General features: G+C 64.0%; 8 protein-coding genes. 7 read left to right on the top strand and 1 reads right to left on the bottom strand.

Features of this window, described 5'->3' with window-relative positions:
* Entirely contained in the window at positions 1 to 1653 is a 1653-nt protein-coding gene (locus DWV00_RS18950; RefSeq protein ID WP_115535128.1) for an IclR family transcriptional regulator, read from the bottom strand.
* A 308-nt stretch (positions 1654 to 1961) separates the two neighbouring features.
* On the opposite strand from DWV00_RS18950, the gene DWV00_RS18945 reads away from it, so the two are divergent.
* The 7 genes from DWV00_RS18945 (at position 1962) to DWV00_RS18915 (ending at position 12220) form a co-directional block, all read left to right on the top strand.
* Positions 1962 to 2921, top strand: a complete 960-nt coding sequence (locus DWV00_RS18945; protein ID WP_115535127.1) for an MBL fold metallo-hydrolase — start codon at positions 1962 to 1964, stop codon at positions 2919 to 2921.
* A 22-nt stretch (positions 2922 to 2943) separates the two neighbouring features.
* Complete coding sequence (locus DWV00_RS18940) at positions 2944 to 4677, top strand: FAD-dependent oxidoreductase (RefSeq protein WP_115535126.1); 1734 nt, start codon at positions 2944 to 2946, stop codon at positions 4675 to 4677.
* 87 nt (positions 4678 to 4764) lie between these two features.
* Positions 4765 to 4995: a DUF2783 domain-containing protein gene (locus DWV00_RS18935; RefSeq protein WP_115535284.1), complete on the top strand. Its 231-nt coding sequence runs from the start codon at positions 4765 to 4767 to the stop codon at positions 4993 to 4995.
* Positions 4996 to 5079: 84 nt separating this feature from the next.
* Positions 5080 to 6402, top strand: coding sequence for an MFS transporter (locus DWV00_RS18930; protein ID WP_115535125.1), 1323 nt, complete (start codon positions 5080 to 5082; stop codon positions 6400 to 6402).
* 321 nt (positions 6403 to 6723) lie between these two features.
* The gene (locus tag DWV00_RS18925) at positions 6724 to 8091 is read left to right on the top strand and encodes a TolC family protein (protein WP_115535124.1); all 1368 of its coding nucleotides are present in this window, start codon (positions 6724 to 6726) and stop codon (positions 8089 to 8091) included.
* Between the two features lie 2 nt (positions 8092 to 8093).
* Positions 8094 to 9152, top strand: coding sequence for an efflux RND transporter periplasmic adaptor subunit (locus DWV00_RS18920; RefSeq protein WP_115535123.1), 1059 nt, complete (start codon positions 8094 to 8096; stop codon positions 9150 to 9152).
* A complete protein-coding gene (locus DWV00_RS18915) occupies positions 9149 to 12220 on the top strand; it encodes an efflux RND transporter permease subunit (protein WP_115535122.1) in 3072 nt (1023 codons plus the stop codon). Before DWV00_RS18920 ends, DWV00_RS18915 begins: the two co-directional genes overlap by 4 nt.
* The last annotated feature ends 26 nt before the right edge of the window (positions 12221 to 12246 follow it).

The following is a 12246-nucleotide window of genomic DNA, read 5'->3' as shown; positions in this document are numbered from 1 at the left end:
CTACGGCGCCCACCCCAACCGCCACGACAATTGACGTGTCGCTCGCAGCAGCGCTTGCGCGGCCGGCAAGGCCGTGTCGGCGCTGTCCAAGGTGCCGGTCGTTCCGATCAGCGCGAGCACGAGGCGCACCGTGTTCGTATGGTCGAATACGGGCGCCGCGAGCGCATCGATGCCCGGAATCGGCGCGCCTAGCGCGCGGTCGATTCCCTCTCGGCGAATCCGTGCGAACATCGATTCGTTAGGATTGCCGATCGATTTCTCCGGTTTCTTTTCTTTGCCGTCGTTGCCTTTACCCGTGGCGATCCCGATTTCGTTCGTCGACGAGCCCGCGAGACGCAGCGGTTCGAGGGCAAGCATGTCCGCGAGCGGCTCGTCGCCGAGATAGGCGGCGAACACGCGTCCTATCGCGGTATTGAGCAGAGAGACGACGGTACCGGCGCGCAAACTGATGTGAACGGGTTGCGCCGATTCCTCCAGCCGAATGACAGTGGGCCCGAGCGGGCCGAGTACGGCGGCGGCGACCGTGAGCCCCGTCTCCGAGGCAAGACGGGCGATCTCGTGCTCGGCATCGCGTTCGGGCGCTTGCCGTTGCAGCGCCGTCAATCCGAGTTGCAAGCCGAGCGGGCCTGTATTGAACGCGCCGGCTTCGTCGCGCGCGAGCAGCCCGATGCCGAGCAGACTCACCAAATGCGGAAACGCCTTGGCCGCCGGCATGGCGGCAGCCGCTGCGAGGTCGCGTAAGATCAACGGGTGAGATGCGCGTACGAGTGCGGCGAGCAGTTCGCCCGTGGTGTCGAGCGTGCGAATGCCGCGCTGCCCGGTGTCTTCCGAACCGGGTTCGATATTCCACACCCCAGTGCGATCGATCCGCTCGTCCGGCGGCGGGTTGCGCAGGGCATCTTCGATCCGGCGCGCCGAAGCGCGCAGGGCCTCGGCCACCTGTCCATTCCATTCGACATCGATCGTGCTCGACGGGCCGATGGCCGTCAGCGTCAATTGCAATGCGCCGGCTGTATCGAAGATCGGCACGCTCATGCTGCTGATCGACGGGGTGGGCGCGTCGATGCCGCGCTCGATACCCCGCGAACGGATGCGTTCGAGTCCGCGCTCGAACGTCTCGCCGTCTTCTTGCTTCCCTTCCTTTCCAGGCTGCATCGCGCGCCGTGCTTCCTTCCCCAAGAACGCGGAGAAGACGCGTCCCGTCGACGTGGCAGTCAGCGACATCACCGATCCCACATGCAGATTGACGTGCAGCGGCGTGCCGGCGTTCTCGTAATGAACGATCGCCGGGCCGTGCGGGCCCGCCGTGCAGATCGCGATGCAGCACCCCGAACGCTCGGCGAGCGACGCGACCTCGGCCACTGCGGCGCGATACGCCGGTTGATGCTCGAGAGAGCGCAGCGCAAGACGCAGCGACAACGGCCCGGGCTCGTAATCGCCTAACGCGGCGTCGCGCTTGACGAGTCCCAGCCGCGCCAGGCTGACGAGGTAGGTATGCACTTGCGCCGGCGCGATGCCGGCGGCCGCCGCCAGCGCCGCCAGGCTGACGCTGCCGCGCTGTGCCAGGACATCGAGCAGCTTGCCGGTGACTTCGACGCTCTGCACGCCGCGCGATGCTCGGCTTTCGGCGGGGGGATGGGGACGCGTGGGCAAGCGGGCCTCTAGAAATCCAAAGCGGTGATCTTATCCGACGAAACGGGCCGTCGGTGAAATGTTATTTGGTTATAGCAAATGTATTTGCTGTTGACAAAGTGATTGGACGAAGCCTACTATGGTCTCGACTCGGTACATGACCGAGGCCGGCCGGATCAGTACTGAGCATTCAGTACTCCGTGCGCGGCGTTGATAAAACTTTGGAGCGAGACGCAGTCCCGGCAGCACGGCGTATCCACCGTGCGCATCGTGCCGCTCTCGCGTATTCACGTATGGCGTCTTAGGCGCCCCCCATCAGCGAGACAACCATGGCAAAAGCATTCGCATCGCAGGCCGATCTCGAGCAAAAGAAGGTCACCTTCACGCAGCTTTCGGAGAACGCCTACGCGTACACGGCCGAAGGCGATCCGAATTCGGGCGTCATCGTCGGCGACGACAGCGTGCTGATCGTCGATACGACCGCTACGCCGGCGATGGCGCAGGATTTGATCGCCAAGATCCGCACGGTCACGGACAAGCCGATCAAGCACGTCGTCCTGTCGCACTACCATGCGGTCCGCGTGCTCGGCGCTTCGGCTTACGCGGCCGAAGGCGCCCAAAACGTCATTGCGAGCCGGGGCACGTACGAGATGATCGTCGAGCGCGGCGAAGCCGACATGAAGTCGGAGATCGAGCGTTTCCCGCGCCTGTTCGCGGGCGTGGAGACGGTGCCGGGGCTGACCTGGCCCACGCTCGTGTTCGAGCGCGAGATCACGCTGCATCTCGGCAAGCTCGAGGTCAAGATCATGCATCTCGGCGCGGGACATACGAAAGGCGACACGATCGTCTGGCTGCCGTCGCAGAAGGTGCTGTTCTCGGGCGACCTCGTGGAGTACGACGCCGCTTGCTATTGCGGCGACGCGCAGCTCGAGGCCTGGCCGTCGACGCTCGACGCGCTCGAGGCATTGGGGGCCGACAAGCTCGTGCCCGGACGCGGTCCCGCGCTCGTCGGCGCGGCGCAGGTGAAAGCGGGGATCGGCTATACGCGCGATTTCGTCACGACGCTGCTCGACCGGGGCCGCGAAGCGGTCAAGCAGAAGCTCGATCTGAAGGGCGCGATGGCGTTGACGCGCGAGGCGATGGATCCCAAGTTCGGCCAAGTCTTCATCTACGAGCACTGCCTGCCGTTCGACGTGACGCGGGCCTACGACGAAGCGAGCGGCATCGTGCATCCGCGCATTTGGACGGCCGAGCGCGACCGCGAGATGTGGGCCGCGTTGCAGAACTGAGCGGGGCGAGGGGAGACAGGGAATGACAACCGATTACCAGACTTTGCGATTCGACTATTGCGCGGCCGCGGAGCAGGCGAGCGGCGCGGGCGCGGCCAGGCGGATCCATCCGGTAGTCGTCGTCGGTGCCGGCCCCGTCGGGCTGGCGACGGCGATCGATTTGGCGCAGCGCGCGATCGACGTCGTGCTCGTCGACGACGACGACAGCCTCTCGACCGGCTCGCGTGCGATCTGCTTTTCGAAGCGCTCGCTCGACATCTTCGATCGGCTCGGATGCGGCGATGCGATGGTCGAGAAGGGCGTGCGATGGAATGTCGGCAAGGTGTTTCTGAAGGACGAACTCGTTTATTCGTTCGACTTGCTGCCCGAAAGCGGCCACCGGCGGCCCGCGTTCATCAATCTTCAGCAGTACTACGTCGAAGGCTTCTTGATCGAGCGCGCGAAGCAACTGCCGAATTTGACGATTCGCTGGAAAAACAAGGTGGTCGGGATCGAACGGCGCGACGATGCGGGCGAAGGCGAAGCGCCCGTTACGCTGACGATCGATACGCCCGACGGTGAATATGCGCTACATGCGCGTTACGTGGTGGCGGCTGACGGCTCGCGCAGCCCGATGCGCCATCTGCTCGGGCTCGAAAGCCACGGCCGCACGTTCAAGGATCGCTTCCTGATCGCGGACATCAAGATGGAAGCCGATTTCCCGACCGAGCGCTGGTTCTGGTTCGATCCGCCGTTCCATCCGAATCAGTCGGTGCTGCTGCACCGGCAACCCGACAACGTCTGGCGCATCGATTTTCAACTGGGCTGGGATGCCGATCCCGTGCTCGAGAAAGCGCCCGAGCGCGTCATCCCGCGCGTGCGTGCGCTGCTGGGCCCCGACGTGAAGTTCGAGATCGAGTGGGTCAGCGTCTATACGTTCTCGTGTCTTCGCATGGACAGCTTCCGCCACGGCAACGTGCTGTTCGCCGGCGATGCGGCGCATGGCGTATCGCCGTTCGGCGCGCGCGGCGCGAACAGCGGCTTTCAGGACGCGGAAAACCTCGCCTGGAAGCTCGAGATGGTGCTCGGCGGCCGCGCGCCCGACGGCCTGCTCGATAGCTATGCGAGCGAACGCGAATACGCGGCCGACGAGAACATCCTCAATTCGACGCGCTCGACCGATTTCATCACGCCGAAAAGCCCGGTCAGCCATGTGTTCCGCGATGCCGTGCTGAGCCTCGCGCGCCATCACGATTTCGCGCGGCGGCTCGTCAACAGCGGGCGGCTTTCCGTGCCGGCCGTCCTGCGCGAGTCGACGTTGAACACGCCGGACCGGGATCGGTTCGACGGCGGTCTTGTACCCGGCACGGCTTGTGTCGACGCGCCGGTGCAGGCCGACGGTGCGCAGGACTGGCTGCTCGCGCATATCCGCGGGCGATTCACGGTGCTGCTGTTCGCGGCCGAGAACGGAATCCGCGCGAACGAGATCGCCGCGATCGATCGGGCGCGTTCGATCGGCGTGCCGATCGACGTAGTCGTGGTGGCGCCCGACGGAGCGTTGCGGAGCCACCCGAAGCTCGCTGACGATGCATCGGCGATCGGCGCACGGGTATTGAGCGATACCGAACGCCGCGCGGCCGAACGCTACGATGCGACGCCGGGCACGACGTACCTCATGCGCCCCGACCAGCATGTGTGCGCGCGTTGGCGGGAAGTGCGAGCCGAAGATGTGGAAAGTGCGCTCGCGCGGGCATTGGGTGTGAACGCGACCGTGTAAAACGAGGATGATGCGAACGTAATTCGAGTGATCGGATTCGTTCGACTCATTTAGGAATCCTAATTTATGTGTGAATGCGAGATCAGCATGCTACTCAAATTGCAGTCCAATCTCACGCGCCCGGACGATTTCTATGAAGCGCTGATCGACATGCATCGCGATATGAGCGATGCGCAAAGCCAAAGCGCGAACGCGCAGCTCATCTTGCTGCTCGCTAACCATGTCGGTGATCAAGCGACGCTGGCCGAAGCGATGCGCATCGTGCGCGAAGGCGTGCTTGGCGTACCCGATAAAGAGGCGTTGGCCGCGGCTGCTTGAGGCCGGCCCTCTCATCGTTCGTCGTTTCCGCCCATCGGCGCGCCAGACGCCGAGGCGATTTCCTCACTTCCTGGAGCGAGACACATGACTCAATCGATCGACGCCGCCGTCGAGCCGGCGGGCGGAGCTTTGCCGGCCGACGACGCGCTATACCGCAAGATTTCTCTGCGCGTCGTGCCGTTTTTATTTCTTTGCTACGTGGTTTCTTTTCTTGACCGCATCAACATCGGCTTCGCGCAACTGCAAATGAAGCACGATCTTGGCTTCAACGATGCAATGTACGGGCTCGGTGCAGCCGTTTTCTATGTCGGCTATGTCCTTTGCGAAGTGCCGAGCAACATGCTGCTCGCGCGCTTCGGGGCAAGACGGACGTTCGCCCGGATCATGCTGTTGTGGGGGATCGCTTCGGTCGGCACGATGTTCGTGAGAACGCCGGCTCACTTTTATTTACTGCGTTTTGCGCTCGGCGTGTTCGAGGCGGGCTTCTTCCCAGGCATCGTGCTTTACCTGACCTATTGGTTCCCGGGGCCGCGCCGGGCGGCGATTCTCTCGGTCTTCTTCGCCGGGGTGGCCGTGGCGGGTGTGCTGGGCGGCCTGTTCTCGGGCTGGCTCATGCGCGACATGGCGGGCACGCTCGGGCTGGCCGGGTGGCAGTGGATGTTCGCGATCGAAGGGCTGCCCGCGCTCGTCCTGGGGGTGTTCGCGCTGACGCGGCTCGTCGACGGTCCCGCGCAGGCTTCGTGGCTCAGCGCGCATGAAAAAGCGCGCGTGGCGCAGGTGCTGGCGGAAGAAGAGGGCGGCGCCGGCCGGCATCCGCATGCGGCAGGCGCGCTTCGTCAAGCGCTTCGCACGCCGCAGGTGTACCTGCTCGCATTCATTTACTTTTCGCTGACGTGCGCATCGCTGACGCTGAACTTTTGGATGCCCTTGATGATCCGCGATTTCGGCATCACCGACGTCCTGTCGATCAGCCTGTACACGACGGTGCCGAATGCCTTGGGTATCGTCGGCCTCATCGCCATCGCACGGCATTCGGATCGAACAGGGGAGCGTCGCCGGCATTTCGCGTTTTGCACGATTGCAGGCGGCGTCGCGCTCGTTTTGCTGACGCTGCATTTGCCGAGCTTCGCCGCGATGCTCGCAATCCTGTCGTGCGCGACCGTCTTGATCTTCGCCGCGCTGCCGATCTTCTGGACGATGCCGTCGCGGTGCCTGACGAAAGCCGCCGCGGCTCCGGGGATCGCGCTCGTCAGCAGCATCGGCATTACGAGCGGCATCGTCAGCCCGTGGGTGATCGGTCAGATCAAGGTTCACACGGGCAGCATGGACGATGCGCTCTATCTGCTGACGGGCTTGCTCCTCGCGAGCGGTTGCGCGGTACTGCTGACGATGAAAGAGCGCGCTTGATCCGGTGCGCGCAGGGCATGGCCGAACCCTATCCGGATGCCTTGCGCGGCCGCGAGGCGGCGTTTCCCGCCGTCAAGCCGCCTTGAGCTTGAACGCTTCGACAGTCGAACGCAGGACATCGGCTTCTTCGGCCATGGCCCCGTAGCGCCATAAGCGTCCCTTAAGCGATCACGGTCCATACTGCTTGGGTTTTCCGCGACGGGTATCGCATGCCCTGTCGCGAACACCGAAGAAGACCGGACGGTACGCTTGGACGTATTGTCGGCCAATCCGTCTTCGCCATCCTTGCGTAAGACTTTCGAATGGTCGGGGCCGCATGACATGAGAAGCAGATCTTTGACCCTCCTTGGCGCGGTGGCGGGCGCGCTCGCGATCGGCGGATGCGCCTCCTATCGTCCGTTGCCGCTCGCCGAACATGCGCAATTGGCCGATCGCATCGGGGCGATCGCGCACACGCTGCCGGCGCCGGAACCGGGCGCCGCCGCGGTGGTCATCGACGTCGATCACCCTCTGAGCATCGATCAAGTGGGGCTGCTCGCCATCCTCAACGATCCCGAGCTGCGAACCGAACGTGGCGAGTCCGATCTCGCCCGGGCGGATCTCACGCAAAGCGCGACGCTGCCCAATCCTTCCGTGAGCCTCGGCTATGCGGCATTGCTCGGCGGGCCCGGTACCACGGGCGCGTTCACGGCATCGTTGGCGCAAGACGTCGCTTCGCTCGTGACCTATCGGAGCCATGTGTCGGCGGCGCGGGCGCATGTGTCCGAGGTCGATGCGAATCTGCTTTGGAATGAATGGCAAGTCGCGCAAAAGGCGCGTCTGCTGGCCGTCGATCTCTATTGGGGCGAGCGCTCGATCGAGAGCAGCGAGACGCAGCTTCAATCGCTGGAGCACGCCGCTTCGGCGGTTCGCAGCGCGGTGAACGCGGGCAGCATGAGCTTATCGGACTCCGGTCCGCTGTTGACGTCGACCGCATCGGCCGAACACGCGCTCGGGTCGATGCGCCTCGACCGGCTCAAGAACTGGCAGGATCTCGACGCGCTGCTCGGCCTGAAGCCCGACGTGAGATTCGTCATTGCGAAGCCCCAGGTGCGCGAAATCCCGGCCGATCTCGACCGGCTGATCTCGAGCGTTCCTGCCCGGCGCCCGGATCTGGTGGCGCTTCAGCTCGGCTATCGTTCCGCCGACGAGGACGTTCGCGCCGCCATTCTCGGACAATTCCCGGCATTCGTCCTCGGCGGCACCTATGGTTCAGACACGTCCGATGTGAGGTCTGCCGGCCCCACCGCGACGTTCGATTTGCCGATATTTAATCGCAACCAAGGCCAAGTGGCCAAGACGCGCGCAACGCGGCTTCTGCTCCACGAGCAATATCAGAGCAGGCTCGACCAGAGTGTTTCCAATGCGCTCGCTTTAGCCGCACGCAGCCGCGGCATGACCGAGGACTTGACGCAGGCGCGACAAGCAGCGGCGACGGCCGTGTCGCAGGCTGAAGCCGCGAAAAGCGCCTACGAGCAGAACAATCTCGATGCGCGCACGCTGGTGGATTACGAATCGACCGCATCGGATCGACGTCTCGAAGTATTCAATCTTGAGCGCGGACTCGACGAGGCACGCATCGCACTCGCATTGGAGCTCGGTGTGGGGCTGCCTCAAACCCGCATCGCCCCGCTCGATCCCCAGAGGTGACAATGATGAATCGATTCATTCTTGCGGCGGCCGTATTGGCCGCCTGGTCGGGCTACGCCTGCGCCGGGACCGATGCCGGCGCACCGAGCGTTCTCGTCACTCAAACTGCCTTACGGCAAGGCAGCTTGCCGAAAACCGTCCAGGCATATGGCGTCGTTCAGGCTTCGGCCAGCGCGAGCCGAACGGTGGCTGCGTCGACGTCGTCGGTGGTACAGGCCATCTATGTGCGCGAGGGCGAGGAGGTCGCGGCGGGTGCGCCTCTGCTGCAATTGATGCCTAGCCCGGAAACGGCGGCTGCTTATTCGCAGGCTCGCTCAGCGTTCACGGTCGCCCAGCAACTCGCCGCGCGGACGCAGACGATGTTCGCCCAACATCTGTCCACTGCGCAGCAGCTGGCCGATGCGCAAAAGGCCGAGTCCGACGCGCAGGCGAATTTGACGGCACTCAAGACGCAAGGTGCCGGGGGTGCGCAGGTGCTGCGTGCGCCCTTCCGCGCGGTCGTGCTGCATCTATCCGCCACGCAAGGGACGTTGGCTTCCGCCGGCACGTCGCTGCTGGAACTCGCCAGTCCGGAGAAGGCCGTGCTCAAGGTGGGCGTCGTGCCTGCCCAGGCGATGCTGGTCGGCAGCGGCAATGCCGCCAGCGTCGCCGCCGTCGGCGAGGACCAGCGCTGGCCGGGTACCGTCGTGCAGCGCGGATCGATGATCAACCCGTCGACCGGCCTCGTTCCGATCGAGATCGCGTTGCCGCCCGGCCACTTTATGCCGGGGGAAGCGGCCGATGCCACGATCGCAGTCGGGCAGACGCAGGGCTACGTAGTCCCTCATGCGGCGATCCTCGTGAACGACCACGGCGGTACGTACGTCGTGCAGGACGACGCCCTGAAAGCGCGCAAGGTCGAGGTGAGCGTTGCCGGCTCGCATGCCGATGAGGACGTCATTCGCGGAGATGGGTTGAATCCCAAGCAGCCCCTGGTCCTCTCCGGCAACTATCAACTCGACGACGGGATGCTCATGCGCGTTGCGGCGCAGGGCGCTCAGTCCGGGAAGGGGGAGAAATGACGTTTGCCGGATGGCTGCACCGTCATCGCATCCCTGTTTTGGCGGTGGCTTTCGTATTGACGCTGGCCGGCATTTACGCCGCGATCAGCTTGCCCGTCGGCTTGTTTCCGCTGACGAGCTTTCCGCGCATCCGCATCGAAGCCGATGCGGGCGACATGCCGGCCAAGCAAATGCTGGTGGACGTGACCGAACCGCTGGAGGCGGCGGCGCGCGCGGTGCCGGGCGCCGTCGACGTCTCGTCGACGACGTCGCGCGGCTCGGCGGAAATCTTCGTCGATTTTCCGTGGGGCTCGGATATGAATCAGGCGCTGCTGAGCGTTGATGCCGCGTTCGCTCAGAAGATGGCCGATCTCCCGCAGGGGATCACCTACGGCGCGATTCAGATGAGCCCGAACGTCATCATGCCGTTCGTGTCGTACGCGTTGCAATCCGACAAGACATCGCTTTCCGACTTGCGGCAGATCGCGCGCTATCAGATCTTGCCGATGCTGACGGGTATTTCGGGCATCCGGCGCGTGGGTGTGCTCGGCGGCGCGACGCCCGAAGTCGAAGTGTCGATCGCGCCGCAGACGCTTCAAGCCTACGGCCTGACGATGTCCGACGTCGCCCAGGCGCTGTCGGCAACGAACACGGTCGCGGCCGTCGGGCGGCTCGAAGACAACGACCTGCTTTATCTGGCGGTCGACAATAACGCGTTTACCTCGCTCGAGTCCGTCCGTCAGGCGACCGTGCATACCGGAAAGGGCGGCGTCGTCCCGTTGGCGCAGATCGCGAAGATCAAGATGGGTTCGGCGCCGCAGTGGCTGCTCGTCGACAACAACGGCCATTCGGCTGTCACGTTCGACGTCTACCAGCAAGACCGCGCCGATTCGCTGAGCCTAGCCAAGCTCGTGACGCAGCGCCTCGATGCGTTCATGAAGACGCAGCCGAGCGCGATTCATCTTTACAAGTGGTATGACCAAACGCAATTGGTGCGCTCGTCGATCGCCGCGCTCGAAGAGGCCATTGCGATCGGCCTCGTGTTTGCCGCCGGCGTATTGTTCGCGTTCCTACGCAATTGGCGCGTGACGGCGGTGGCGATGATCGTCGTGCCGATGTCGGTGCTGTGCAGCGTGCTGATTTTGTGGCTGCTCGGCATGACGTTGAACATCATGACCTTGGGCGGCATTGCAGCGGCGATCGGTTTGCTGATCGACGACGTGATCGTCATGATCGAGCACATCGCGCGCCGCGCGGGTCACCCCGATCAGGAGGACGCGCACGTGGGCGTGTTGCATGCTGCCCGCGAATTCCTTTCGCCCTTGTTCGGCTCGACGCTCGCCACCACGATCATCTTCATCCCGCTGGCGTTTTTGTCCGGCATCACCGGCGCGTTCTTCAAGTTCTTGTCGCTGACGATGGCCTCGTCGCTGATCATTTCGTTCCTTCTCACCGCGTTTACCGCGCCGCTGCTGGCCCGAGCATTGATCGACTTCAAATCGTGGACGGATCCGGGGCATGGCAAGGAAACGTGGATGCGGCGTACGCATGCGCGCTGGCTGGATGCCCTGTTTCGAGCGCCGTGGCTGATCGTGCCGGGTCTCGTCGTGTTGGCCGGCGCCGGCTACCTGGCGTATCACCACGTCGGCACGGGCTTTTTGCCGCGCATGGATGAAGGCGGCTTCGTGCTCGACTACCAGACCGCGCCCGGTACGTCGCTCGGCGAAACGAATCGGGAACTGCAGCAGGTCGAGGCGATTCTCAAGGGCAATCCCTACGTCGATACCTATTCGCGCCGTACCGGCGCGGGGCTCGGCGGTGATTTGACCGAAACCTATCAGGGCGATTTCTTCGTTCACCTCGTCGATCCGTCAAAGCGGCCGAACATTTGGAAGGTGATGGACGGCATTTCGAGCAGCGTTACGCAGCAGGTTCCTGGCATCGACTTCGATACGCACCAGTTGATGAGCGACATGATCGGGGACATGGTGGGCCGTCGGCAACCTGTGGTGGTCCAGCTCAGCGCGAAAGATCCCGATGTCCTAGGTTCGGTGGCGACGAAGGTCGCCGATGCGGTCAAAAAGGTGCCGGGCATCGAACCCGCTTCGGTCGACCCCGGTGTGGTGCCCGCCGGCGACGCGCTCGAGATCCACGTCGATCCCGCCGCGGCGGCGCTCAAGGGGATGACGCCGGCCGACGTCAAGGAACAGGTCTATCACTATTTGAACGGCTCGGTGGCGACGCGCTACCTCGGAAAGGTTCAGGACGTCGGCGTGCGGCTCTGGCTCAGTGCACCGCAAAAGTCGATCTATCGCGACACGCTCGGCGAGCTGCCTATCCGCGGCGCGAATGGCCAGCTCTTCCCGTTGAGCACGGTGGCGACGACAAGCTTCGTCTCCGGACAGCCACAGTTGACGCGCGACAACCTCCAGCAAATCGTCGCGGTCACGGCGCAGATCAGCGGGTCTCACGATCTGGGCTCGACGATCGCCGCGGTGAGGACGGCATTGGACAAGCCGGGCTTGATCCCTGCCGGCGTGACCTACACGTTCGGCGGCGCCTACAAGCAACAGCAGATGGCCGTGAAAGGCATGATCAAAGTGTTCGCGGCGGCCGTGACGGCTGAAATCATCCTGCTGCTGTTTCTCTACCGCGAAGTGCTCGTGCCGCTGATCATCGTCGGGACATCGCTCTTTTCGACGGGGGCGGTTTTCATCGGGCTTTGGGCCACCGGCGTCGAACTGAACATCACGGCCATGATGGGCATGGTGATGATCATCGGTATTGCGACCGAAATGGCGATTTTCCTCGTATCCGAGTATCAGCTTCTGCGCGAGACGATGTCTGCGCACCAAGCGCTGCGCGAAGCCGCGCTCAATCGTCTGCGTCCGATCACGATGAGCACGCTCGCCATGATTCTCGCGCTCGTGCCTTTGGGGGCCGCGATCAGCGGCTCGGGCGATCAGATGCTGCAGCCGCTCGCCATTGCGATCATCGCGGGCGCGATCGTGCAGTTGCCGCTGGTTTTGCTGGCGATGCCCGTCATCATGGGATTGACCGTTCGCCGCGGCGAGCCTGTGTCCTCATAGCGTCAGCATCCTGCGTTTTCGCTTAA

The sequence above is a fragment of the Trinickia dinghuensis genome, from assembly GCF_003367175.1.
Taxonomy (GTDB): Bacteria; Pseudomonadota; Gammaproteobacteria; order Burkholderiales; family Burkholderiaceae; genus Trinickia; species Trinickia dinghuensis.
This window is presented reverse-complemented; position numbering and strand designations above follow the sequence as displayed.